24 protein-coding genes are annotated in these 25,074 nt (G+C 42.3%); 21 read left to right on the top strand and 3 right to left on the bottom strand.

Features of this window, described 5'->3' with window-relative positions; translation table 11 throughout:
- Window positions 1-125: 125 nt before the first annotated feature.
- The 21 genes from pqqA (BM232_RS00650) (at window position 126) to BM232_RS00550 (ending at window position 21,752) form a co-directional block, all read left to right on the top strand.
- Window positions 126-197, top strand: coding sequence for a pyrroloquinoline quinone precursor peptide PqqA (gene pqqA / locus BM232_RS00650; protein ID WP_081443609.1), 72 nt, complete (start codon window positions 126-128; stop codon window positions 195-197).
- A 143-nt stretch (window positions 198-340) separates the two neighbouring features.
- A complete protein-coding gene (locus tag BM232_RS00645) occupies window positions 341-1,684 on the top strand; it encodes an ATP-binding protein (protein WP_091711258.1) in 1,344 nt (447 codons plus the stop codon).
- A complete protein-coding gene (locus tag BM232_RS00640) occupies window positions 1,681-2,325 on the top strand; it encodes a response regulator (protein ID WP_177207226.1) in 645 nt (214 codons plus the stop codon). The genes BM232_RS00645 and BM232_RS00640 overlap by 4 nt, the downstream gene beginning before the upstream one ends.
- Before the next feature lie 184 nt (window positions 2,326-2,509).
- Entirely contained in the window at window positions 2,510-4,288 is a 1,779-nt protein-coding gene (locus tag BM232_RS00635) for a methanol/ethanol family PQQ-dependent dehydrogenase (RefSeq protein WP_091711257.1), read from the top strand.
- Between the two features lie 269 nt (window positions 4,289-4,557).
- Window positions 4,558-5,910, top strand: a complete 1,353-nt coding sequence (locus BM232_RS00630) for a sensor histidine kinase (RefSeq protein WP_091711256.1) — start codon at window positions 4,558-4,560, stop codon at window positions 5,908-5,910.
- The gene (locus BM232_RS00625) at window positions 5,897-6,535 is read left to right on the top strand and encodes a response regulator (RefSeq protein WP_091711255.1); all 639 of its coding nucleotides are present in this window, start codon (window positions 5,897-5,899) and stop codon (window positions 6,533-6,535) included. Before BM232_RS00630 ends, BM232_RS00625 begins: the two co-directional genes overlap by 14 nt.
- A gap of 190 nt (window positions 6,536-6,725) precedes the next feature.
- Window positions 6,726-8,504: a methanol/ethanol family PQQ-dependent dehydrogenase gene (locus tag BM232_RS00620; protein WP_091711254.1), complete on the top strand. Its 1,779-nt coding sequence runs from the start codon at window positions 6,726-6,728 to the stop codon at window positions 8,502-8,504.
- A gap of 225 nt (window positions 8,505-8,729) precedes the next feature.
- On the top strand, window positions 8,730-10,505 hold the full coding sequence (locus tag BM232_RS00615) for a methanol/ethanol family PQQ-dependent dehydrogenase (protein WP_091711395.1): 1,776 nt from the start codon (window positions 8,730-8,732) through the stop codon (window positions 10,503-10,505).
- A 50-nt stretch (window positions 10,506-10,555) separates the two neighbouring features.
- On the top strand, window positions 10,556-11,194 hold the full coding sequence (locus tag BM232_RS00610; protein ID WP_091711253.1) for a response regulator: 639 nt from the start codon (window positions 10,556-10,558) through the stop codon (window positions 11,192-11,194).
- Between the two features lie 174 nt (window positions 11,195-11,368).
- Window positions 11,369-13,147: a methanol/ethanol family PQQ-dependent dehydrogenase gene (locus tag BM232_RS00605; protein WP_091711252.1), complete on the top strand. Its 1,779-nt coding sequence runs from the start codon at window positions 11,369-11,371 to the stop codon at window positions 13,145-13,147.
- A 490-nt stretch (window positions 13,148-13,637) separates the two neighbouring features.
- Window positions 13,638-13,709 carry a pyrroloquinoline quinone precursor peptide PqqA gene (gene pqqA, locus BM232_RS15165; RefSeq protein WP_081443609.1) on the top strand — a complete coding sequence of 24 codons (72 nt, stop codon included), beginning with the start codon at window positions 13,638-13,640 and terminating at the stop codon, window positions 13,707-13,709.
- A gap of 105 nt (window positions 13,710-13,814) precedes the next feature.
- On the top strand, window positions 13,815-14,729 hold the full coding sequence (pqqB, locus tag BM232_RS00595; RefSeq protein ID WP_091711251.1) for a pyrroloquinoline quinone biosynthesis protein PqqB: 915 nt from the start codon (window positions 13,815-13,817) through the stop codon (window positions 14,727-14,729).
- A 30-nt stretch (window positions 14,730-14,759) separates the two neighbouring features.
- Window positions 14,760-15,491 (top strand): pyrroloquinoline-quinone synthase PqqC, encoded by a 732-nt coding sequence (pqqC, locus tag BM232_RS00590; protein ID WP_091711250.1) that lies wholly within the window; start codon window positions 14,760-14,762, stop codon window positions 15,489-15,491.
- Complete coding sequence (pqqD, locus tag BM232_RS00585; RefSeq protein ID WP_091711249.1) at window positions 15,488-15,772, top strand: pyrroloquinoline quinone biosynthesis peptide chaperone PqqD; 285 nt, start codon at window positions 15,488-15,490, stop codon at window positions 15,770-15,772. The genes pqqC and pqqD overlap by 4 nt, the downstream gene beginning before the upstream one ends.
- Complete coding sequence (gene pqqE / locus BM232_RS00580) at window positions 15,744-16,937, top strand: pyrroloquinoline quinone biosynthesis protein PqqE (protein WP_177207225.1); 1,194 nt, start codon at window positions 15,744-15,746, stop codon at window positions 16,935-16,937. The genes pqqD and pqqE overlap by 29 nt, the downstream gene beginning before the upstream one ends.
- Window positions 16,927-17,865 (top strand): ABC transporter ATP-binding protein, encoded by a 939-nt coding sequence (locus BM232_RS00575; protein WP_091711394.1) that lies wholly within the window; start codon window positions 16,927-16,929, stop codon window positions 17,863-17,865. The genes pqqE and BM232_RS00575 overlap by 11 nt, the downstream gene beginning before the upstream one ends.
- On the top strand, window positions 17,862-18,650 hold the full coding sequence (locus tag BM232_RS00570) for an ABC transporter permease (RefSeq protein WP_091711248.1): 789 nt from the start codon (window positions 17,862-17,864) through the stop codon (window positions 18,648-18,650). Before BM232_RS00575 ends, BM232_RS00570 begins: the two co-directional genes overlap by 4 nt.
- Before the next feature lie 177 nt (window positions 18,651-18,827).
- Complete coding sequence (locus BM232_RS00565) at window positions 18,828-19,484, top strand: protein-L-isoaspartate O-methyltransferase family protein (protein ID WP_245752782.1); 657 nt, start codon at window positions 18,828-18,830, stop codon at window positions 19,482-19,484.
- A 14-nt stretch (window positions 19,485-19,498) separates the two neighbouring features.
- Window positions 19,499-19,822: a rhodanese-like domain-containing protein gene (locus BM232_RS00560; protein WP_091711247.1), complete on the top strand. Its 324-nt coding sequence runs from the start codon at window positions 19,499-19,501 to the stop codon at window positions 19,820-19,822.
- Between the two features lie 40 nt (window positions 19,823-19,862).
- On the top strand, window positions 19,863-21,185 hold the full coding sequence (locus BM232_RS00555) for a TolC family outer membrane protein (protein ID WP_091711246.1): 1,323 nt from the start codon (window positions 19,863-19,865) through the stop codon (window positions 21,183-21,185).
- On the top strand, window positions 21,186-21,752 hold the full coding sequence (locus BM232_RS00550) for an isochorismatase family protein (RefSeq protein ID WP_091711245.1): 567 nt from the start codon (window positions 21,186-21,188) through the stop codon (window positions 21,750-21,752).
- Here BM232_RS00550 and BM232_RS00545 read toward each other — a convergent pair.
- Genes BM232_RS00545 through sbcB form a run of 3 tightly spaced genes read right to left on the bottom strand, consistent with a single transcriptional unit; the run spans window position 21,745 to window position 24,982 of the window.
- Window positions 21,745-21,960 (bottom strand): DUF1289 domain-containing protein, encoded by a 216-nt coding sequence (locus BM232_RS00545; protein WP_091711244.1) that lies wholly within the window; start codon window positions 21,958-21,960, stop codon window positions 21,745-21,747. The two genes, BM232_RS00550 and BM232_RS00545, sit on opposite strands and share 8 nt — an antisense overlap.
- Window positions 21,961-22,020: 60 nt before the next feature.
- A complete protein-coding gene (locus tag BM232_RS00540) occupies window positions 22,021-23,532 on the bottom strand; it encodes a B12-binding domain-containing radical SAM protein (RefSeq protein WP_091711243.1) in 1,512 nt (503 codons plus the stop codon).
- Window position 23,533: 1 nt separating this feature from the next.
- Complete coding sequence (sbcB, locus tag BM232_RS00535; RefSeq protein WP_091711242.1) at window positions 23,534-24,982, bottom strand: exodeoxyribonuclease I; 1,449 nt, start codon at window positions 24,980-24,982, stop codon at window positions 23,534-23,536.
- Between the last annotated feature and the right edge of the window lie 92 nt (window positions 24,983-25,074).

Below are 25,074 nucleotides of genomic sequence, written 5' to 3'. Positions count from 1 at the left end.
AATTTATTCAGAAAAATCCTGAGTCATGACGAGTAAAAATCTCTCTGAATTGTTTACACAAATACGTAGACTGTGAATCATGGAATTCAGCCAATAGTGACTGAATCAATTAAGAGGAATTGACTATGTGGACTAAACCAGAATACTCAGACATGCGTTTCGGCTTTGAAGTAACAATGTATATCTGCAACCGCTAAAACGCCTTTCTCACAAAGAAAGACAAAAAGCCCCGTTAATCGGGGCTTTTTTTGTCCATCACTTTTGTAAAAGGGAATTTCTCCTATCTCCAAGACATCACCGCAATACTAGAATGCTTATTTATTTCACATAGTCCTGGTGCATGAATCTCAGATATAGACTCAACCTTATCGTCACAGCTGTCCTGTTAATTATTCTGGTGATAGGCGCTGTGAAAGCGATCCATAGCGCTCGTGAAGATGTCAGGGCTGAAGTTGCATCGACCATGGACTTCGCATTACACATGCTAAATGCCGAGTTAAGTCATTTTAAATTCAAAGATAAAGTGCTTAAAGATCAAGCTGAGTCACCATTTATGCTGAATAAGCTAACGGGTGTCAGGCATCTAAGGATCGAATTTTATGGCATGCATAACCAACTTATCGAAAGCAATGAAGATGAAAACAGTAATGACCATAAACCTTACCCTGACTGGTTTGGTCGTGAAATGTATTCAGCTCTCGATGATTTAAAACCTGAACGACTGCCGGTTTATGTGAATTCGCGGAAAATTGGAGAGTTAGTCATAAAACCCAAGCCTGACAATGAAATTGCCGAGGCATGGGATGAGACAAAAACCCTATTGACTATGATTTCTTTGTTTTTTGTCTTTGTGAATATTCTGGTGTATTTAGTGGTAGCCCGAGCGTTGAAACCTATCGACCAGATTATTTCTGCACTGACCGATATTGAAACCGGAAACCTGGATAGCCGGCTGCCTATTTTTGAATTACCTGAAATGGCCAGTATCAGCCATAAATTCAATATGATGGCTTCCACCTTACAAAGCAGTATTCGTAATAACCATCGCTTAACACAACAGATTATCCGTTTGCAGGAAGCTGAGCGAAAAAGTCTTGCTCATGAACTGCATGATGAAATTGGTCAACATCTGACGGCAATTCATGTTGATGCTTCTGTGATTAAGTCCACCAACGATCTTGATGCAGCTAAAAAAAGCGCTTCGGCCATCGATGAAGTAGTGGGATTGATGATGGATATTCTTCGGACCATGCTGCAGCGCTTACGTCCGGGAGGTCTGGATGAACTTGGCTTTATTGCGGCTATGCAGGAACTGGTTGATAGCTGGCGTGAAAGACATCCGAATATTGAAATGGAATATCAATTTGAAGGTGAGTTCTCATCGTTGGAAGAAAATGCCCAGTTAACACTTTATCGCGTCATACAAGAATGCCTGACTAATATCAGTCGCCACTCACAAGCAAAGCAGGCATGGATAATTTTGAAAGAAGAAAAACATGCTATTCATTTGACAGTGACTGATAACGGCAAAGGATTCGATCCTACAAAGCACACACAACGTTTTGGTCTTGCAGGAATGAAAGAACGGTTAGACAGCGTGGGTGGCACTTTTGATATTACATCTAATTTAAATCAAGGCGTCACGATTGATGTGACGGTTCCCAAACAAGGAGATAATGCGTGAGCCAGTTAATAAAAGTCATGCTGACTGATGACCATGCCGTAGTCAGATCAGGTTTATGTCGATTACTAGAACAAAATGCAGACATAAAAGTGATTGCGGAAGCGGAGAGTGGAGAGCAGGCCTATCAAACTTATCCAGAGCATCGTCCCGATGTATTAGTGATGGATATGTCTATGCCGGGTATGGGGGGACTTGAGGCATTACGTCGAATTCTTCATCGTTGGTCTGATGCGCGGATAATTATGTTTTCTATGCATGAAAATGCGACCTATGCAATTCAGTCGCTAACTGCTGGTGCTATGGGCTATGTGGCAAAATCCGGTAATGCAGAAGATCTTGTTAAAGCGGTAAAAGAAGTTGCGTCCGGGAAAAGTTTTTTAAGTGCTGATATGGCACAAAAAGTTGCTTTGCAAAGCTTGACTGGTGATGATAATCCGACACAAAGGTTAACTTCCCGAGAGTTTGAGGTTTTCCGTTTATTGGCGGAAGGTAAGTTAGTAGAGGAAATTGCGGGGCGATTAAATATCGGTCAAAAAACAGTAGCTAACTATCAAACTAGTCTCAAACAAAAGCTAGATATTCATTCTCCGGTTGAATTGGTCAGATTGGCGATGAAATATGGTGTGATTACAGAGCAGTGATTTTCACTTAAATGACAATTATTTCATCAGTTTAGGTTTTACTTCCCTAAGTTGTGTCGATTACTTCCCGCTAAAATCGGGAATCTTTGGTAATGATTCTTGGGCATAACGAGCATAAAGTGTGGGAACCATGTCGTTGTTATTCCTCTCGACATGTTCTGTAATCAAACACTAGGGATTAAAAATGAAGCTGAAAACTTTGTCATTAGCAATGATGACATTGGCAGTGCCAGGCTTGGCTACTGCCGATGAATTGCTTGAAATGCAAAAAAATCCGAATAACTGGGTAATGCCAGCAGGTAACTATAACAATCAACGTTATTCTGAATTAACTCAAATCAACAAAGACAATGTTAAAGATTTAAACATGGCATGGTCTTTCTCAACCGGTGTTTTACGTGGTCACGAAGGTAACTCTTTGGTTATTGGCGACACCATGTATGTACACACACCGTTTCCAAACATCGTTTACGCGTTGGATTTAAACAACGACGGTGCAATGAAATGGAAATATGAACCAAAACAAAACTACGATGAAACAGTGCCAGTTATGTGCTGTGACACGGTTAACCGTGGTTTAAGCTATGGCGACGGAAAAATCTTCCTGAACCAGGCAGACACAACATTAGTTGCTCTTGATGCTAAAAACGGTAAAGTTGTTTGGTCTGACCAACGTGGTGATCCTAAAAAAGGTGAAACCAGCACAGGTGCTGCATTTGTTGTTAAAGATAAAGTCTTAGTTGGTATCTCAGGTGGTGAGTTTGGTGTACGTGGTTACATCAAAGCCTACAGCCTGGATGGTAAAGAACAGTACACTGCATACAGTACTGGTCCTGACAACGAAATGTTAGTTGATCCTAAGAAAACCATGTCAATGCTGAAACCAGTTGGCAAAGATTCTTCTTTGAAAACATGGCAAGGTGACCAATGGAAAATTGGTGGTGGTACCACTTGGGGCTGGATTTCTTACGATCCAGATCTGAACATGTTCTATTATGGTTCAGGTAACCCATCTACCTGGAACCCTGTTCAACGTCCTGGTGATAACAAATGGTCAATGTCTCTATGGGGTCGTGACTTAGACACTGGTATGGCGAAATGGGTCTACCAAATGACACCACATGATGAGTGGGATTATGACGGTGTTAACGAAGTAATTCTTGCTGATCAAAAAGTGAAAGGCAAAATGCACAAAACAGCTGTTCACTTTGACCGTAACGGTTTTGGTTACACCATGGACCGCGTTACTGGCGAACTGTTAGTGGCTGAAAAATTTGATCCAGCCGTTAACTGGGCGACTGGTATCAATATGAAAACAGGTCTACCAGAGCGTACTGCGAAATACTCAACAGCAGCAAATGGTGAAGACGTAAACACGACAGGTATTTGTCCTGCGGCGTTAGGTTCTAAAGATCAACAGCCAGCGGCATTTTCACCACGTACTGGTCTTTACTATGTCCCAACCAACCATGTTTGCATGGACTATGAACCATTTGAAGTGGAATACGTAGCGGGTCAACCATACGTTGGTGCAACCCTGAACATGTTCCCAGCACCAGGTGGTACTCATATGGGTAACTTCATCGCTTGGGATGCTCGTGAAGGTAAGATCGTATGGTCAAACCCAGAACGTTTCTCAGTTTGGTCTGGTCCAGTAGCAACAGCAACTGATGTGGTGTTCTACGGTACATTGGAAGGTTACCTGAAAGCGGTTGATGCGCAAACAGGTCGTGAACTATGGCGCTTCAAAACAGCGTCTGGTGTTATCGGTAACGTCAACACCTATACGCATGACGGTAAACAGTATATCTCTGTACTGTCAGGTGTAGGTGGTTGGGCTGGTATCGGTATGGCGATTCCTGACTTAGAAAATAGCTCAGATGGTCTTGGTGCGGTTGGTGCATATAAAGCACTGTCTAGCTGGACTAACCTGGGTGGTGTTCTGAGTGTATTCAGCCTGTAAGACCCAGATGATATAGATTACTCCGTAATCTTAGTCTGAATAAAAAGGCCCGGTATCTTTATGGTATCGGGCCTTTTTTATATCTCTAACTTAAATAGGGATTTTAGGTATGTCTGCAGTTAAAGAAGCTATAATAATGGGCTTGTACTGCATTAGGAATATTAAGGACAGTGATGTAGTAATGTGTGTGCTTGGGTGTGAAAACCTAAATACCAAACTTATTTCGTTAGGGATTACAGATATTTTTAAGCCTCACGATAAGGGTATTGATGAATAGAATATTAACGGGTTCAGTTGCACAGAAAGTCGCGTTATTTATTGCTGGAATGATCTGCTTTCTTATTTTCTTAGAAGTATTAGCGCTGGTACAAATTTACTTTATTGACCATCGTGAAACTACTCAGGAAGCAACCTTAGTTTCATCTATGCTTCGTGAGCAGATTAGTGATTTTAATGTCGCCGAGACAGATAAAAATCAGATGCCTATATTTGAACTACAACAATGGCGTAACTTAGAGCGTTTGAACATTGAGTTCGTGTCTAAAGATGGTTCTATTATCGAAAGTAATCATCAATATCAATCTGATGCTGATGGTGTGATGACAAAAGTGATGAAAACCATTTTGGATATTTTTCATCTTAAGTCTGTTTATATTGTTGAGCCGGTAATGATTCACTCGAAGTATGTAGGTGATGTCATTATTCGCAGTGATATATATCATGAGTTGAAATACGTGGGGATCGGTATTGCCGAATTATTAATCCCCATTTTATTCACTTTCATCTTATCAAGCTGCCTGGTTGTATTTCTGTTCTCTCTGATTTTAGAGCGTATTGATGGTCAGCTTAACTTTCCAAGGCAGAAGGAAGAGAAAATTGGACGACTACGTTATCTATCTGTGTTCAATATCAAGCGTCTTCTTTTTCGGATTATTGAGTCAAGTGAAAGCCTAAAAAAGGTCTTTCACATACAAAAGAGAAAAGCTGTCGAATTACAGGAAATCGAACGAAAACGTATTGCGGCTGAGTTACACGATGAGCTTGGTCAACTTTTGACAACAATGCGTATTGAGCTGGATAAGTTTTATCACTCAGATGACCCTAATATAAAAGAAAACACCATCGCCAACCTAAGGCAGCGTAGTGAAAGGATGTCAGATATTCTGAGATCAAATCTTAAACAATTACGTCCCCCTAATTTATCTGAATTTGGATTGGCATATTGTTTACATGAGCTTGCAAATGACTGGATTTATAACCACCCGCAGCATCAACTTGAATTGACGATAAATTGTAATTTGAGGTTACTTGATGAGCATATGCAATTAAGCTGCTACCGTATCATTCAGGAAGGTTTAACCAACATTAGCCGTCATGCTGGTAACAATGTCGAAGCTAAAATTCTGCTTTACAGAAAAGACAATGACATTATTATCGAAATAATCGATAACGGTCAGGGATGCGACTTAATGTTGATAAAAAAAGGATATGGATTACTAGGTATGCGCGAACGAGTAGAGACAGTATCAGGTCAAATTCATATTGAAAGTCAGCCTGGGGAAGGTATGAAAATTAAAGTGAAGTTGCCGTGTGGTATCGGAGAGATTGATGGCGAAAATTAAGATCCTATTGGCAGATGATCACGAGATTGTTCGATCAGGTTTGGCCAGTATGTTGAATGGTTACGATGATTTTCAGGTTGTGAAAGAAATTCCAAGTGGGGAAAAGGCCTATCAGGCATACACTGAGCTGCTACCAGATGTGTTGATTACGGATATGTCGATGCCTGGCATTGGTGGCTTGGAAGCAGTAAGAAGGATCTGTGGTAAGTTTAGAAATGCTCGTATCATTGTATTTTCAATGCATGAAAATGTGACATTGGCGATGCAAGCGATGAGTGCTGGTGCAAAAGGCTACGTTATTAAATCGGGTGATAGTCAGGATCTGGTAACAGCTATTCATCATGTGATGAATGGTAAAAATTTTCTAAGTGCAGAAATGGCACAGAAAATTGCTATGCAAAGTGTCACCGGCTCAGATGATCCTACCCAAAGATTAAGTACCCGGGAATTTGAAATATTCAGGCTGTTAGCAGAAGGACTGACTATTTCACAGGTTGCTTCCCAGTTGAGTCTGGAGGCGAAAACCATTGCTAATTATCAGACAATGTTAAAACATAAATTGGGTTTTAATTCATCGGCAGAAATGGTTCGCTTAGCCATAAAGTACGGTGTAGTCAGCAGTTAATGATAGATTTTCAATTATTTTCAGGAATCTTTTTAATATTGTGTGGGAAGCCTTTCCGCTATGCTCGGGAATATATCCCAAACTATGGGTGATTATTCCCTAATGAAAAGAAGGGAAAAGCCGAATAGAGTCCTTCCTGACCGGCCAGTGTTGCCGTCATGTTAAATAACAATTAATAGAGGTCACTCTAATGAAGCTGAAAACTTTATCAATCGCAATGATGACTTTAGCCGTGCCAAGCCTGGCTGCTGCTGATGAATTATTGCAAATGCAAAAAGATCCGAATAACTGGGTAATGCCAGCAGGTAATTATAACAATCAACGTTACTCTGAATTAACTCAAATCAACAAAGACAATGTTAAAGATTTAAACATGGCATGGTCTTTCTCAACCGGTGTTTTACGTGGTCATGAAGGTAACTCTTTAGTTATCGGTGACACTATGTATGTTCATACACCATTTCCAAACCTTGTTTTCGCACTTGATCTGAATAATGACGGTGCAATCAAATGGAAATATGAACCAAAACAAAACTACGATGAAACAGTGCCAGTTATGTGCTGTGACACCGTTAACCGTGGTTTAAGCTATGGCGACGGCAAAATCTTCCTGAACCAGGCAGATACAACATTAGTTGCTCTTGATGCTGAAAACGGTAAAGTTGTTTGGTCTGACAAACGTGATGATGCAAAACGTGGTGCAACCAGCACAGGTGCTGCATTTGTATTCAAAGATAAAGTATTAGTGGGTATCTCAGGTGGTGAGTTTGGTGTACGTGGTTACGTTCAAGCTTATGACTTAGACGGTAACGTGAAATACAAAGCGTACAGCACGGGTCCTGATGAAGAAATGTTAGTTGACCCTAACAAAACTATGTCAATGCTGAAACCAGTTGGCAAAGATTCTTCTTTGAAAACATGGCAAGGCGACCAATGGAAAATTGGTGGTGGTACCACTTGGGGCTGGTATTCATATGATCCAGATCTGAACATGTTCTACTATGGTTCAGGTAACCCATCAACATGGAACCCTGTTCAACGTCCTGGTGATAACAAATGGTCAATGTCTCTATGGGGTCGTGACTTAGATACCGGTATGGCGAAATGGGTCTACCAAATGACACCACATGATGAGTGGGATTACGACGGTATTAACGAAGTCGTCTTGGTTGATCAAAAAGTGAAAGGCAAAATGCACAAAACAGCTGTTCACTTTGACCGTAACGGTTTTGGTTACACCATGGACCGCGTCTCTGGTGAACTGTTAGTGGCTGAAAAATTTGATCCAGCCGTTAACTGGTCAAACGGCGTGAACCTGAAAACAGGTTTACATGATCGTGTAGCGAAATACTCCACTGCACGTAATGGTGAAGACGTAAACACAACAGGTATTTGTCCTGCGGCGTTAGGTTCTAAAGATGAGCAACCATCAGCGTACTCACCACGCACTGGCCTGTTCTACGTCCCAACCAACCATGTTTGCATGGACTATGAACCATTTGAAGTGGAATACGTAGCGGGTCAACCATACGTTGGTGCAACATTAAGCATGTACCCAGCACCAGGTGGTACGCACTTAGGTAACTTCATCGCTTGGGATGCTCGTGAAGGTAAGATCGTATGGTCAAACCCAGAACGTTTCTCAGTTTGGTCTGGTGCTTTAGCAACAGCTGCTGATGTCGTATTCTACGGTACATTGGAAGGTTACCTGAAAGCGGTTGATGCGCAAACAGGTCGTGAACTGTGGAGATTCAAAACTCCATCAGGCGTTATCGGTAACGTCAACACTTACAAACATGATGGTAAACAGTATATCTCTGTGCTGTCAGGTGTCGGTGGTTGGGCTGGTATCGGTATGGCTATCCCAAGCTTAGAAAACGAAACAGATGGTCTTGGCGCAGTCGGTGCATACAAATCACTGTCTAGCTGGACTAACCTGGGTGGTGTTCTGAGCGTATTCAGTCTGTAAGACCCAGATGATATAGATTACTCCGTAATCTTAATCTGAATAAAAGGCCCAGCATCTTATGATGTCGGGCCTTTTTTTATTCAGCCAAGGTTCACTTGCAACCTGTCAATATACTTCTACTGGTTAAATCAGGAAGATTTGCCGGTGATTCATTCGTTTTTTAAGCATAAAGTGTGATGACACGCATGCTCTGAAAATGCATCTTTAATGAATAAACTGAGTAATATGACACTTCTAAGATTTTTAATTGCCTCTGCAATCGGTGTTTATGCCTGCACCGGCCAAGCTGATGAGTTACAAAAACTTCAAAATGATCCCGCGAACTGGGTAATGCCAGCAGGAAATTATAATAATCAACGCTATTCATCACTCCATCAAATTAATAAAAAGAATATTAACGAGCTGAACATGGCCTGGTCTTTTTCAACAGGCGTGTTACGCGGTCATGAAGGTAATTCCTTAGTTATTGGTGATACCTTATATATTCATACCCCTTTTCCTAATATTGTTTATGCGCTCGATCTAAATAACGATGGTGCAATTAAATGGAAATATGAACCCAAGCAAAGTTACGATGAAACTGTTCCGGTGATGTGCTGTGATACGGTTAACCGTGGACTGGCTTATGCAGATGGAAAAATATTTCTCAATCAGGCAGATACGACGCTAGTTGCGCTGGATATGAATACCGGCAAAGTCGTTTGGTCTGACAAACGTGATGATCCCACGACCGGTGCCACCAGTACTGGCGCCGCTTTTGTTTTTAAAGATACTGTTTTAGTCGGTATCTCCGGTAGTGAATTTGGTATTCGTGGTTATGTTCAGGCCTATGACTTACAGGGAAATGTGAAATATAAAGCCTATAGCACAGGACCCGATGATGAGATGTTGGTGGATCCTGTAAAAACCACGTCCATGTTGAAACCGGTAGGTAAAGATTCTTCTCTGAAAACCTGGCAAGGCGATCAATGGAAAATTGGTGGCGGTGTCACTTGGGGCTGGTTCTCATACGATCCTGACTTGAACCTGTTTTATTACGGGACAGCTAACCCTTCCACATGGAATCCTGTACAACGCCCCGGTGACAATAAGTGGACGATGTCATTGTTTGCCAGAGATCTGGATAGTGGAATGGCAAAGTGGGTCTATCAAATGACACCACATGATGAATGGGATTATGACGGTGTGAATGAAGTTATTCTCAGCGATCAGAAAATTAAAAATAAACTACGTAAAACCGCAGTTCACTTTGATCGGAATGGTTTTGCCTACACCATGGATAGAGATACGGGTGAGTTATTGCTGGCGAAGAAATTTGATCCTTCTGTTAACTGGTCAAAAGGTGTCGATCTGACAACCGGCAGACATGATCGTGTTCAGCAATATTCCCCCGATTTTAATGGTGAAGATGAGAATACAACGGGTATCTGTCCTGCAGCCTTAGGCTCAAAAGATCAGCAACCAGCGGCTTATTCTCCACGCACAGGTTTGTTTTATGTGCCAACAAACCATGTTTGCATGGATTATGAACCCTTTGAAGTTGAGTATGTGGCCGGTCAGCCATATGTGGGTGCCAGTCTCTCAATGTACCCAGTGGGTGACGATCCTAACTTAGGTAACTTTATTGCCTGGGATGCTCGTGAGGGCAAGATTGTCTGGTCTAATCCGGAACGTTTTTCAGTCTGGTCAGGTGCTTTAGCTACCGGATCAGATATTGTTTTTTATGGCACCCTTGAAGGGTACTTAAAAGCTGTGGATGCCAAAACCGGACGAGAGCTTTGGCGTTTTAAGACGGCATCGGGAATCATTGGTAACGTCAATACATATGAACATAATGGCAAACAATATGTTTCAGTGATATCCGGACTAGGTGGTTGGGCTGGTATTGGTATGGCGATGGGTCTAAAAAATGATGCTGATGGTGATGGGGCGGTAGGTTTATATAAATCACTTTCTAGCTGGACAAATCTAGGTGGTGTATTAAGTGTATTTAGCCTTTAAGTATCAATCTACTTTTCTAAAATAAACTAATAAAAGTGATGTAAATATTAATGATAACAGTCATTCTGGTTGATGAGCATCATGTTGTACGCGCAGGGATTAAACGTCTAATAGAAGAACAGAGCGACATATTAGTGATTGCAGAGACCAATCAGAATGATCAACTGCCAGCGTTTTACCAACAGTATCAACCCGATGTATTTATCATTGATATGAATACGGCTCATGCCTCGACACTAAACATGGTCAATGAGCTTACAATGAAATATCCAAGCGCTCGGGTGATAATATTTTCAAACCTGCCAGAGTCATTTTTTGCCAATGAAGCCATCCAAGCTGGAGCAAAAGCTTATATAAGAAAAACTAGCACGATTGAAGAATTGCTTCTGGCGATCAGAAATGTTGCGGCAGGGAAAACGTATTTGAGTGTGGATATTGCCGAGAAACTGGCCTTAAAAAATATTGCTGATGAGCAGGATCCGATCACCATACTCACACCTAGAGAGTTTGAAATTTTTCGTTTACTAGCAGAAGGTACGGAAGTAGAATCCATTGCGAAAGAATTGAAGATAAGCCTTAAGACAATGGCTAATTATCAAACACAGTTAAAGCAGAAGTTGCATATAACGACACCTACCCAGCTTGTTCGCTTAGCGCTCAAGCATCGCGTAATTAGCTTAAACGAATAATAAGAATTTATTTCTATTACCAAGTCAATCCCGAGTTAACTATGATTAACTCCTATTTATATAGGGAGTTACTCCTAATGTGTTAGGGGAAAAATAAGAATAAAGTATTCAGCAGTGGTTATTTATAGATTAGCCACCTATAAAAACAAACCTTCAATTCTAGAGGTATATAAAATGAAGCTGAAAACTTTATCAATCGCAATGATGTCATTGACTGCACCTGGCTTGGTCGTAGCTGATGAATTATTAGAAATGCAAAAAGATCCAAATAACTGGGTTATGCCAGCAGGTAATTATGCAAACCAACGTTACTCTCAATTAACTCAAATCAACAAAGACAATGTTAAAGATTTAAACATGGCATGGTCTTTCTCAACTGGTGTTTTACGTGGTCACGAAGGTAACGCTTTGGTTATCGACGGCACAATGTATGTTCATACACCGTTTCCAAATATCGTATTTGCGTTGGATTTAAACAACGACGGTGCGATCAAATGGAAATATGAACCAAAACAAAACTACGATGAAACAGTGCCAGTTATGTGCTGTGACACCGTTAACCGTGGTTTAAGCTATGGCGACGGAAAAATCTTCCTGAACCAAGCAGATACAACATTAGTGGCTCTTAATGCAGCTGATGGTAGCGTTGTATGGTCTGACAAACGTGATGATGCAAAACGTGGTGCAACCAGCACAGCAGCGGCTCACGTATTTAAAGACAAAGTCTTAGTAGGTATCTCAGGTGGTGAGTTTGGTGTACGTGGTTATATCAAAGCTTACAGCCTGGATGGTAAAGAACAGTACACGGCATACAGTACTGGTCCTGATGAAGAAATGTTAGTTGACCCAGAAAAAACTATGTCAATGCTGAAACCAGTTGGCAAAGATTCTTCTTTGAAATCATGGCAAGGCGACCAATGGAAAATTGGTGGTGGTACCACTTGGGGCTGGTATTCATATGACCCAGATCTGAACATGTTCTACTATGGTAATGGTAACCCATCAACATGGAACCCTGTTCAACGTCCTGGTGATAACAAATGGACAATGTCAATGTGGGGTCGTGACTTAGACACCGGTATGGCGAAATGGGTTTACCAAATGACACCACATGATGAGTGGGATTACGATGGTGTGAATGAAATGGTTCTCGCTGAGCAAAAAGTGAATGGCAAAATGCACAAAACAGCTGTTCACTTTGACCGTAACGGTTTTGGTTACACCATGGACCGCGTTACTGGCGAACTGTTAGTGGCTGAAAAGTTTGATCCAGCGGTTAACTGGTCAAACGGTGTGAACCTGAAAACAGGTTTACATGATCGTGTAGCGAAATACTCCACTGCACGTAACGGTGAAGACGTAAACACAACAGGTATTTGTCCTGCAGCGTTAGGTTCTAAAGACCAACAACCATCAGCATTTTCACCACGCACTGGTCTGTACTACGTTCCAACCAACCATGTTTGCATGGACTATGAACCATTTGAAGTGGAATATGTAGCGGGTCAACCATACGTTGGTGCAACTCTGAGCATGTACCCAGCACCAGGTGGTACTCACTTAGGTAACTTCATTGCTTGGGATGCTCGTGAAGGTAAGATCGTATGGTCAAACCCAGAACGTTTCTCAGTTTGGTCAGGTGCCTTAGCAACAGCAACTGATGTGGTGTTCTACGGTACATTGGAAGGTTACCTGAAAGCGGTTGATGCGCAAACAGGCCGTGAACTGTGGCGTTTCAAAACAGCTTCAGGCGTTATCGGTAACGTCAACACCTACAAACATGACGGTAAACAGTATGTCTCTGTGCTGTCAGGTGTTGGTGGTTGGGCTGGTATCGGTATGGCTATTCCAAGCTTAGAAAACGAAACAGATGGTCTTGGCGCAGTCGGTGCATACAAATCACTGTCTAGCTGGACTAACCTGGGTGGTGTTCTGAGCGTATTCAGCCTGTAAGACCCAGATGATATAGATTACTCCGTAATCTTAATCTGAATAAAAGGCCCGGCATCTTATGATGTTGGGTCTTTTTTTTTGAGCAAAAAAAACCAGGCACAAGGCCTGGTTAAATGAAATATAGGTAATGCAATAATGTGGTAAACCACAAAAAGATTAAAGAAGCTGAAATTCTCTAACTTGGTGAATAGTGTATCTTTCATGGTGAATGACGTCGTGAGCATAAATGCATTTAAAATTAGGTGTTTTTTGCCTGACTAGCCTAAGAAGATCTTCCCGCACATTTAGTCATTTTCATCAAATTTTAAAACTACAGTTTCAGCTAAAACTAAGCAGATAGAGCTTTTACAGCTTTTCCGTGAATCAGGAAAATCCTGAATGGCAAGGCGGGGAATCCTGACGAAACATCTTAATCTGCTGTGTACTATCTACTCGTCATTCAAATAGGTTGGATGACATTAAATAAAACAATTTTAGAGAGGATATAGTTATGTGGACTAAACCTGAATACTCAGATATGCGTTTTGGTTTTGAAGTAACCATGTACATCTGCAACCGTTAATCACGGTTTTGATGTGTGCCCGGGACGTTCTGTTCCGGGCAACGTTACACCAGATAAAATTTGTTAAAGTCTTATCTGGTCTAATGCAAGTTTCTAAGGATAATTATGTTTGTACATGTTTTAGGTTCTGGAGCCGGCGGTGGTTTTCCTCAATGGAATTGTAATTGCACCAACTGTAAAGGTGTAAGAGAGGGCACAATCAAAGCTAGTCCTCGAACACAATCATCCATTGCTATCAGTGCAAATGGAACAGACTGGATTCTGTTCAATGCTTCACCTGATATCAAAAAGCAGATGGATGATTTTCCCGCTTTGCAACCTGCCAGACAAGTCAGAGATACTGCTATTTCGGAGATAGTCATTACCGATGCACAGATAGATCATGTCACTGGTATGCTCACACTTAGAGAACACAATAAGCCGTGGGATGTTTATACCACCAAGGCTGTCTATGAAGATCTGACGACTGGATTTCCAGTCTTTAATATTCTTGGCCATTTCCGTGGCATTAATCATCATGAAATTGCGACGGATGAATCAAGCTTCACCATCCCCTCAGCAGAGGGATTGGTGTTCACTGCTGTGCCTTTGAAGAGTGAGGCACCTCCTTATTCACCGCATCGTCATAATACGGTGCCTGGTGATAATATCGGCATGCGTATCGAAGATACGCGTACCGGCAAAAACTTATTCTATGCACCAGGGTTAGGTGTAGCAGAACCGCATGTTATGGAATATATGGCGAATGCTGACATGGTTCTTGTCGACGGTACCGTTTGGACTGATGATGAGATGTCACACGAAGGCATTAGCAATAAACGTGCGCAGGAAATGGGGCATCTGGACCAGTCGAGTAAAGGCGGCATTATGGAGATCCTGAGTGGCATGGATAAACCACGTAAATTCCTGATACATATTAATAATACTAATCCAATACTCAACGAGGAATCACCCCAACGGAAAACGTTGGAAGCGGCTGGAATTGAAGTGTCGTATGACGGCATGGATATCGAGCTTTAACAGTCTAAGATGATTCTAGAGGAACATTACATGTCAGAAAAAACAGCACCATGGACACGCGAAGAGTTTGAACAAAAATTACGCGAAAAAGAGTCGCTGTATCATATCAACCATCCTTTTCATAAATTGATGCATGCAGGCAAGCTGGATCAAAAACAAGTTCAAGGTTGGGTGGCTAATCGCTTTTATTACCAAACGGCGATTCCAATTAAAGACGCAGCCATTATGGCAAATTGTGAAGATGCTTCAGTTCGCAAACACTGGGTGCAACGCATACTTGATCATGACGGTTATGGCGGAGAAGAGGGTGGCATTGAAGCCTGGTTGCAACTGGGTGAAGCTGTTGGTTTAACAAGAGAAGAACTGGAATCACATCAACATGTATTGCCAGGTGTTCGCTTTGCTGTCGACGCCTATGTTAATTTCGCGCGCCGGGCTAACTGGCAGGAAGCCGCCGGTTCTTCGTTAACAGAGTTATTCGCGCCTAAGATTCACCAAGCGAGATTGGACAACTGGCCAGATTTGTATCCATGGATCGATGAACGTGGTTATCGTTATTTCCGTAAACGTTTAAGCGAAGCGCGTCGTGACGTAGACCATGGCTTACAAATTACACTTGATTACTGTGATACACGTGAGAAACAACAACGTGCCGTTGATTTATTACAATTCAAGCTTGATATTTTATGGACCATGTTAGATGCGATGTGGATGGCGTATATTGAAGGACGTCCTCCTTACTATATGGAAGTTGAAAAATGACCGATCGCATTTTTAATGCAGACACGACTCCTGTGCTGGCTCTGGGTTACCGTTTCCAATGGGAGCCAGCGCAGGATTGTTACGTACTGCTTTACCCAGAAGGCATGGTGAAGTTAAATCCAGCTGCAGGTGAAATCCTGAAGCGGGTAAGTGAAAAAAAGCAAACTGTCGGCGAGCTTATCGCTGAACTTAAAGAAGCCTTTAATGGCGCTGACTTAGACGATGACGTCTATCAGTTTTTGGAGGAAGCTCATGACAACGACTGGATCAGACCAGAATAAAGCGCCCGGAAGTACTGGTGGCGCTGTAGGTATGAATGTCCGTGATAGCATTCGTCAACCTCTATGGTTATTGGCCGAGTTGACCTATGCATGTCCGTTGCAATGTCCATATTGTTCAAATCCTATGGATTTTGCCAGCGTTAAAAAAGAGCTGACAACAGAAGAGTGGATCAATGTTTTCCGTCAGGCTCGGGAAATGGGCGCCACTCAGCTGGGTTTATCGGGTGGTGAACCCTTAACTCGTCCTGATTTGATTGAACTTATTCGTGAAGCCAGAAATTTAGGTTTTTACACCAATTTGATTACCTCGGGTGTGGGGCTAAATGCAGACAAGGCAAAAGAGTTTAAAGAGGCAGGCCTGGATCATATCCAGGTTAGTTTTCAGGCGAGTTCAGAAGATTTGAATAATCTTATTGCTGGTACTGATGCCTTCCAACATAAGATTGAGATGGCAAAAGCGGTGAAAGCCGCTGGTTATCCAATGGTTTTGTGTTTTGTCACACATCGTCAGAATATTGATAAGATTGATGAGATTTTAGATCTGGCCATTAATCTTGATGCTGATTATGTTGAGCTTGCCACTACTCAATACTACGGTTGGGCGATGCATAATCGTGACCAATTATTACCGATGAAAGAACAATTGGTACGTGCAGAAGCGATTGCACACGAATATCAAGAAAAGCAAAAAGGCAATATGAAGATCTATTATGTTGTTCCTGACTATTATGAAGATAGACCCAAAGCCTGTATGAATGGCTGGGGAAACGTCTTTCTGACAGTGACGCCAGATGGAACCGCCTTGCCTTGTCATGCTGCCCGTGAGTTGCCAGGCATGGAGTTACCTAATGTTAAAGATCTCAGCATAAAAGAAATCTGGGAAGGCTCGAACGACTTCAATCGTTTCCGTGGTTTTGACTGGATGAAAGAGCCTTGCCGTAGTTGTGATGAAAAAGAAAAAGATTTTGGTGGCTGTCGTTGTCAGGCCTATATGCTGACAGGGGATCCAGCTATGGCTGATCCTGTTTGTACGAAATCTCCCGATCATCATCTAATCCTGGAAGCGATTGAGAATGGTCGGCAGGAGGCTGAAAAACCAGCTGATATTGCCAAACCTCTTGTATTCAGAAATCCGAAAAATTCAAAAGAAATTTGTGGCTTATAAAAATCAATATGCGATTTTAACCAAGGGCCTGACCAAGCAATATGGTCAGGCCCTTGCTGTTAATGGGCTTGATCTTAGTATCGAACCAGGACGGTTCTATGGTTTGCTTGGTCCTAATGGGGCGGGTAAAAGTACGACTATTCATATGCTGACTACCATGACTTCAGCCTCATCAGGCGAAGCCTGGATATCTGGTCGTGAAGTCAAACGCTATCCAGTACAAACACGTGCCGCAGTTGGCTTGGTTTTCCAGGATTCAGCCCTTGATCGGATGATGACGGTGGATGAAAACTTACAGTTCGCTGCCGCTTTATATAATCTGAATAAACAGCAAGCAGAACAACGTATTTCTGAGTTGTTGTCAGTGTTTGGCTTAGAAAAGAAACGCCATCAAAAATTAGTCGCCTTATCAGGTGGTCAACGCCGCGCTGTAGATATTGCCCGTGGCGTTTTACATAAACCTCAGGTCTTATTTTTGGATGAACCGACTATTGGTTTGGATTTGCCTAATCGTCGTGCCATTTGGCGATTCATTGAACAGTTAAGAAAAGATGAAGGCATGACGGTATTTCTGACCACACATTATCTGGAAGAAGCAGAAGCCTGTGACCATGTCGATTTCATACAAAAAGGACAGTTGCAAAAAGGTGGCGCGCCTAAAAAACTGATTAAAAATCTAGCAGCATATATGCTGGAAATTGATTGTGCTGATACCGAAATGGTTAGTCAGCAGATGCGTCCGCAATTTGGCGAGCCTTTATGGGAAGATCAGCATCTGACTTATCGTATTCAAGATAAAGAAACCGATTTTTATCGGTTACAAAAAACGCTTGGTAATGCTGTCAATGCAATGCAATGGCGTAAACCTAATCTTAATGATGTGTATCTATGGACGGTATGTCCACCTGATTATGGGGTAGTGACATGACACATATGCTCGCCGTTAAGGCTGTGGTGGCAAGAGAGCTGACCAAGGTCTTCCGTCAACGTGCAAGACTGATCAGTGCCATGGTCAGACCAATGATTTGGCTGCTGGTGATAGGTTCTGGTGTTGGCAGTATGTTGCAGGGTGAGCAGCAAGCTGGTTACCTCAGTTTTCTAGTGCCTGGCATTGTGGCGATGACATTATTATTTGCTGCTTTATTGTCAGCATTGACCCTTGTTTATGATAAAGAATTTGGGGTGATGCGGATGATGTTGATTGCCCCAATTCCTCATTATTTAATTGTTATCGCCAAATTAATTGCTGCGGCCATTACCGCGATGGTTCAGGCCATTCTGTTATTAGTCATCTTAACGGTGATGGGCTTAATCGATGTGCAAGTGGCTTTATGGTTATTATTACCCGCTTTAGCGACAGCCGTATGCTGTGCGGCAATAGGCGGTTTGATCGCCGCATGGTCTAAAACCTTGGACAATTTCGCGGTGATTATGAATTTTTTCATTTTCCCAGTCTTTTTCTTAAGTGGGGCGCTTTATCCTGTCAATCAATTACCAGACATGCTGAAATATGTCGTGTTAATCAATCCATTTAGCTATGGTGTCGATTTGATGAAACATGTTGTGCCGACCGCGAATAGTGATTTTTCTATCATGACTGATATTACGGTGCTGGTCGTTTTTTCAGTGATGGCAATAAGTATTGCTTGTTGGCGTTTCTCTCGTGAGTCAGTTCATGAGCCATTATTTCATCGGGCTACAGGAAAAAAATAGACCGTATTAAGTGCGCCAGACTTGATGGGTTAGATGTCTATGCTTATCCATATCTGACAATAAAACACAGAATTAGCATATATTAATATTCCCCTATTTCCTCTATGGTTGCACCTATATAAGAAAGCACTTATCCTTAGTCTCCTAACTGCCATAGCTCAATAATAGGGGCAACATGTGTCTTCGCTAAATCATGCTCATACCAATATGGTCATTCAACAAGTTCGTCCTAGTGAAGTCCTGAATGACACAGTTTTAGCTGTGATGTCAGATGTTGTCAGGGCGGACTTTGTTGACGAGGATTCGGTGGGCATGGCGTATGCCGATACGATGCTAACCATTGCTCATGAGCAATGTATGTTAACGCCTATATTGGAAGGTCGTTTTTTACAGGCGCTTGATTTAGCACCTGAAACAAATGTGTTGGAAATAGGAACCGGATCAGGCTATTTCACAGCATTACTGGCTAAACTCTCAAAGCATGTTATCTCTGTTGAATATTATGCTGATCTGTCTGAGTTAGCCGCTGAACGTTTAGCTAAAGCAGATATCAGAAATGTCACGTTAACGGTTGGTGATGCCAGTCAGGGATGGCCGTTAGTTGAGCGTGTTGACACAATCGTTATTACGGCAGCCTGTGCACAGATCCCTGATGACTATTTACAAAGTTTGAAAGTTGGTGGGAAATTATTGATAGTGACAGGCACAGCGCCTGCAATGTCGGTTCAATTAATCACACGAATGAATGAAAGAGAATGGCAGCCAAAATTTTTATTTGAGACCGTTATTCCCTACATGATTAACGGTGAACCAATCCAACAATTTGAATTCTAAGCCAGAGTAAAAACATGAAACAAATGACCGCCACTGAATTTAGCACTTTGTTATTAAGTGAAGCGCCACCGGTAATGATTGATGTTCGTGAAAGCCATGAATTGGTTCACGGCATGATTGAAGGGGCAATGCACATTCCGATGAACGAGATTCCTGCGCGTCTGGAAGAGTTAGGACCTTATCAGAATAAAACGGTTGCGATTATTTGTCGTAGCGGAAAACGAAGTGCCCAGGTCGGGCAGTTTCTTGAACACGTTGGTTTTAATGATGTGATTAATCTTGATGGTGGTATGAATGGCTGGGCAGTTGATGTCGATACTACAATGTCGACATATTAATACTGAATACCATCATCTGAATGACTCCTAAGGAAGGAAAATGAAAAAAATTGCGTTAGGCGCATTGATTGCTTCGGCATTATTTTCTAGCTCTGTTTGGGCTGAAGATTTATTAGATGTATACAAACTATCTCTTAATAGTGATCCACAGCTTTTAGCAGAAGCCGCATCCCGTCAAGCTGTTGGTGAGCTCGATGACCAGGCTATTGCTAACTTTTTGCCACAGGTTGGTCTATCGGCGAATGAAAGTAAAACATGGTTAGATTCGTCATCACGTCTTTTTACCGGTAACACAGACTATACAAGTCATGGCTATACTTTAAGCCTGACTCAGTCAGTTTATAAACGTGAGAATTTTGTGCAGAAAACCCAGGCTGAAATCGCCATGAAAGGGGCTGATGCCAGTTACACTATTGCTGAACAATCTCTAACACTACGCGTTGCAGAACGCTATTTTGGTGTATTAGGCGCACAGGATGATCTAACGTTTGCTTTGGCAGAACGAGAAGCCATTGCAAAACAGTTAGAACAAATGCAACAGCGTTTTGATGTTGGCATGGCGACGATTACCGATATTACTGAATCACAAGCAGCTTATGATTTGGCCAATGCCAGAGTGATTCAGGCTCAAAATGATCTGGCCAACGCTCAAGAGCAACTGCGTGAAACGGCTGGTAAATATATTGACGAGCTGGTCGGCTTATATGGTGAATCACCATTGGTCAAACCAGAACCTGCAAGTATTGATGCCTGGAGTGAAACAGCGATTTCACAAAACCCCTCATTATTGCTTGCCAATATTAATGTTGAAGCTGCAAAACAAACGATTGAATTGCAACGCAGTGGTCACTATCCCTCTTTAGGCATTGTTGCACAAAAGAACTATAACTCTGCTAGCGATGGTATTAATGGCCGTAACAATGCCACCAATGAAACGATTGGCCTTGAATTTAATCTGCCCATCTATTCGGGCGGTGCGGTCTCCTCCAGAACCCGTGAAGCGGGTCATCGTTTAGATGAGACTATGCAGGTTGAAGAGCAACAACGTCGTGCGGTGACCCGGCAAACCCGTGAGTCATACAATGGTGTGATGTCTGGCATCAGTAGTGTGAAAGCGCTTAAACAAGCAGTGGTTTCTAACGAAAAAGCATTAGAGTCAACGGAAGCTGGTTACGATGTTGGCACTCGGACAACTGTTGATGTGCTTAATGCGCGTCGGAATCTGTTCAGTGCAAAACGTGATTATGCACGCTCTCGTTATAATTACATTTTAGACACGCTGCGTTTAAAACAAGCCGCTGGTATTTTAAGTGTGAATGACTTAGTAGATATCAATAACTGGCTGGGTAAAGGTTCTTCTTAAGTGAGTCAGGCCTTATCCATCGCCAGTGCAGAAAAGGGCGTGCTGATGGTAGTCGATATACAAGATCGACTTCTGTCAGCCATGCCACAAGAACAACAGCAGCAGATTCAAAAAACTATGCAGACTCTGCTCGCTGCGGCTGATGCGTTAGCCTTGCCTGTGTTAGTGACTGAGCAATATCCCAAAGGTTTAGGTCACACTGTGGCAGGTATTCAGGAGGCTTTGCCTGCTAACACTCCTACTTTTGAGAAAACACATTTTTCAGCCTGGCAGGTTGATGCTATTGCAGATGCACTCAAACAATCGGGATATCAGCAAGTATTTCTCAGCGGAATGGAAACACATATCTGCGTTTTACAGACAGCTTTGGATCTGCTTAAACAAGGGTTTGAGGTCTTTGTGATAGAAGAAGCGGTATGTTCACGTGATAATAAGAATTACCTGAATGCCCTAACCAGACTCCGTGAAGCGGGGGCCGTGATTACCAATATTGAGTCATTATTATTCGAGTGTATTGGTGATGCCCGTCACCCTCAGTTTAAAACCATCTCAAAACTGATTATTTAATTTTTCTTTTTTGTGATAAACGCAATTGTCGGCGTTGCTGGCAACGCTCTAAGGTTTGCAATCTCGCCGTATCATCCATTGCTGTCCAGCCAGTGATCTCATCAATCCGACGATAACAGCCCAAACAGACATCACGTTCGTCCAGACAGCATTTTCGCAGACAGGGGCTGGGAATACCTTTTTGAGCTGAGTTGGATTGTCTGGTCATAGCTCGTCTCTCATGAGTTTATGAGCGTATATATTGCCGTATTGAAAAGCTCTACAATCATTAGCCATGATATCGCTGACGCTTATTGGCGACCCCAGCTTTGGCGGGTTTATTCAAACTGGGTAAGTTTTCGTAGTCCGGAATACCTTTCACACCTGCTCGGGCATAATCAAGTTTTAGATGATCTTTGACTGACTGTTCATCAATGGCCAAATCTTCAGTCAACACAACAAAGAGTAGTTCAAACAAGCGCTTAAGCGCAATTTTCCAGGTACTGCCACTTATTTCAAAAAGTCGTTCAGACACAAGCATAAAGCGGGCAAACGCATCGTCAGCAAGAATGAGTGGCAAGGTGTTAATGAAGCGGCCGGAGTTTCCAATCATGTCCCAGAAACGTGCAAAACGATTCACCCGTTGCATGGTCATAAAGTCGATAGTGCTGGTCGATAAAATGTTATACGGTGCTTGAGGATTATAGTTCAACGCGAAGTTATCGTTATGGCGATTGAGTGGTGCACCTCGTAAGCGTTTTAGAATGCCTAACTGAATTTCATGCGGATTGAGTGCGACCAATTGATTAAAACTTTCAGCAAAATTATCCAAAGTGTCGCTGGGCAGACCAAAGATCAGATCTGTATGTAAGTGAGCACCAGTATGTTCTCTTAGCCAGCGAATATTTTCCCGCGTTTTGTCATTGTTTTGTTTACGGCTGATCAGAGTTTGAATATCACTATCAAAAGTCTGAATACCGATTTCAAATTGCAAACTATTTGGTGGGAAACGTTTCAGCGCTTCTTTCAATTTGTCGGGCAAATTATCAGGCACCACTTCAAAGTGAAGATATAAATCATCCGTCATCCGCTCTAAGAAAAATTCCAGAATACGTATGCTGGTAGAAACTTTCAGATTAAATGTGCGATCAATAAATTTAAAGTTACGCACACCGCGTTGCCATAATGCATCCATTTCTGTCAGAAAGGATTCAAGCGGGAAGGCCGTTGCAGTTTTGTCTAAGGCAGACAAACAAAATTCACATTTAAACGGACAGCCACGGGAAGCTTCGACATAAATAAGTCTGTTACGAATATCTTCCTCGTTGTAGAGGTGATAAGGCAGCGTGAGTTCGGCTAAATCTGTGGCAATACCGTCAATATATTTCGTCTTTGGCTGTGATTGAGTCAATATTTGACGACACAGCTCACGGAAGCTTTTTTCGCCCGGGCCACTGATAACAAAATCGGCTAATTCACAGATATCAGGTATATCGGGGTAATGGCCGACTTCAGGACCGCCAAGGACGATAACCGTTTCGGGTGAGATTTGTTTAATCACGGTGACAATGTCAGTGATTTCACGAATATTCCAGATATAGACACTCAAGCCAATAATTTTAGCTTGGTACTTTAATAGCTGTTCAGCAATATTCAGTGTTTGTTCCTGAATGGTGAACTCAATGACTTTCGCCCTGGCTTCAAGCTCTTCCAGGTTGGCAAGTAGATACCTAAGCCCAAATGCCGAGTGCATAAAACGGGCATTCAGGGTGGTAAGCAGAATGTCGACTTGCTGGGCCATATTATTTCGTTTGATAACCAAGTTCAGCAGCCAGCCAGCTGGCGTAATGGCTTAATTCAGCCAGGACCTTTTGTTTTTGTTCAGATAAATCCTGTTGCTTAGCTTCGGCAAGCGCTGAATAAAACCGTGAAAAGTTGAGAATAGAGCCTGATGTCTCATCTGCCAGTCGTTGCTGGCGATATTGCAGCCATTGCTCCTGCTCATCTTCACTCAGCGAGTCTGGCCAGTTACGAGCACGGTAGCGGAACAACATTTCGGCCAGACGTGAGTCTTCAAAAGGGATAGACAGCGTCTTTAACATATCAGGCTCAGCTGAACGAATTAGCTCCATTTTGCGTTTGTCATTGTCACTGAAAAAACCACCGCTATAGAGGCTTGCATCGGGATCAGATACCGGATCAAATGGTTTAGGTGTGAATATTTGCGAGAGCTTAGCTGTTAAATCGCCAGCCGCATTTAACATATCAAGATGGTGTTGGTGTTGAGCGCGATCAATATGCAAGCGCTGAGCAGCAGCATCATTTAATGTCGCTGCTGGTACAACTACCGGACATTTATTGATATGTATTGTTTTCAGTGCAGGACGCTCTACGCCTTCAGGCAACTCAGCCGAAGGGGTGAATAAACGTTGTTGTAATATCTCTGCATCAAGCTCTATTAAATCGCTAGGATCGTAACGACAGTCATAGACAATAACGGCATTAGGATTAGTCGGCTCTTTTGCTAAAGGCACTACCAGAGCAGTACCGCAATATTCACTTGGATACATCCTTGATACATGGATGACCGGGGTTCTTTCATGAATATTGAGCAGCGGTGCGATATTGTTTTTGCGGCGATTCTGATAAACGTAATCAAATAATTTGGGTTGGGCATTTTTGATAAGTTTGGCAATTTCTATGGTGGCATAAACATCAACTAAGGCATCGTGAGCACCTACTTGTTCAATATTATTGGCTGCAGTTAAATGCTCTAAGCGAAAGCTGGGCTTGCCGTCTTCGCGATCAGGCCAGTTAATACCTTCTGGTCTCAAAGCTCGAGTGAGTCTGACCATGTCGATAATATCCCAACGGGAATTACCATTCTGCCATTCACGGGCATAAGCATCATAAAAATTACGAAACAAACTAAAACGCGTGAACTCGTCATCAAATCGTAAGCTGTTATAACCGACACCACAGGTACCAGGTTCAGCAAGTTCGGCATGAATGCGGGCAATGAATTCAGCTTCTGTTAAACCTTCCTGCTGTGCTTTTTGTGGCGTAATGCCAGTGATTAAAGAAGCTTGTGGATGAGGCAGAAAGTCATTGGCAGGTTTGCAATAAATCATCAACGGCTCGCCGATAATATTAAGATCTTCATCGGTACGAATACCGGCAAACTGCAAAGGTCTGTCATAACGGGGATCCGTGCCAGAAGTTTCATAGTCGTGCCAGTAAAGCGTATTCATAGTTAATTCAATATCTTAGATTTATATAGATGGCATATATACCATCTTAACGTACAAAGCCATACATCTGCTTAGCATGTATGGCTTTGTAC

This window comes from Methylophaga sulfidovorans (assembly GCF_900114205.1).
Classification (GTDB): Bacteria; Pseudomonadota; Gammaproteobacteria; order Nitrosococcales; family Methylophagaceae; genus Methylophaga; species Methylophaga sulfidovorans.
The sequence above is the reverse complement of the archived record's forward strand: the minus strand, read 5'-3'. Positions and strand labels throughout refer to the sequence as shown.

Bases quoted from the DNA above. Each gene is read 5' to 3' on its own strand.
- BM232_RS00570 (WP_091711248.1), top strand. From the start codon at position 17,862: ATGACACATATGCTCGCCGTTAAGGCTGTGGTGGCAAGAGAGCTGACC.
- BM232_RS00645 (WP_091711258.1), top strand. From the start codon at position 341: ATGAATCTCAGATATAGACTCAACCTTATCGTCACAGCTGTCCTGTTA.
- BM232_RS00625 (WP_091711255.1), top strand. From the start codon at position 5,897: ATGGCGAAAATTAAGATCCTATTGGCAGATGATCACGAGATTGTTCGA.
- BM232_RS00630 (WP_091711256.1), top strand. From the start codon at position 4,558: ATGAATAGAATATTAACGGGTTCAGTTGCACAGAAAGTCGCGTTATTT.
- pqqB (WP_091711251.1), top strand. From the start codon at position 13,815: ATGTTTGTACATGTTTTAGGTTCTGGAGCCGGCGGTGGTTTTCCTCAA.
- pqqC (WP_091711250.1), top strand. From the start codon at position 14,760: ATGTCAGAAAAAACAGCACCATGGACACGCGAAGAGTTTGAACAAAAA.
- BM232_RS00555 (WP_091711246.1), top strand. From the start codon at position 19,863: ATGAAAAAAATTGCGTTAGGCGCATTGATTGCTTCGGCATTATTTTCT.
- pqqE (WP_177207225.1), top strand. From the start codon at position 15,744: ATGACAACGACTGGATCAGACCAGAATAAAGCGCCCGGAAGTACTGGT.
- pqqD (WP_091711249.1), top strand. From the start codon at position 15,488: ATGACCGATCGCATTTTTAATGCAGACACGACTCCTGTGCTGGCTCTG.
- BM232_RS00610 (WP_091711253.1), top strand. From the start codon at position 10,556: ATGATAACAGTCATTCTGGTTGATGAGCATCATGTTGTACGCGCAGGG.
- sbcB (WP_091711242.1), bottom strand. From the start codon at position 24,982: ATGAATACGCTTTACTGGCACGACTATGAAACTTCTGGCACGGATCCC.
- BM232_RS00540 (WP_091711243.1), bottom strand. From the start codon at position 23,532: ATGGCCCAGCAAGTCGACATTCTGCTTACCACCCTGAATGCCCGTTTT.
- BM232_RS00615 (WP_091711395.1), top strand. From the start codon at position 8,730: ATGACACTTCTAAGATTTTTAATTGCCTCTGCAATCGGTGTTTATGCC.
- BM232_RS00605 (WP_091711252.1), top strand. From the start codon at position 11,369: ATGAAGCTGAAAACTTTATCAATCGCAATGATGTCATTGACTGCACCT.
- BM232_RS00560 (WP_091711247.1), top strand. From the start codon at position 19,499: ATGAAACAAATGACCGCCACTGAATTTAGCACTTTGTTATTAAGTGAA.
- BM232_RS00545 (WP_091711244.1), bottom strand. From the start codon at position 21,960: ATGACCAGACAATCCAACTCAGCTCAAAAAGGTATTCCCAGCCCCTGT.
- BM232_RS00620 (WP_091711254.1), top strand. From the start codon at position 6,726: ATGAAGCTGAAAACTTTATCAATCGCAATGATGACTTTAGCCGTGCCA.
- BM232_RS00635 (WP_091711257.1), top strand. From the start codon at position 2,510: ATGAAGCTGAAAACTTTGTCATTAGCAATGATGACATTGGCAGTGCCA.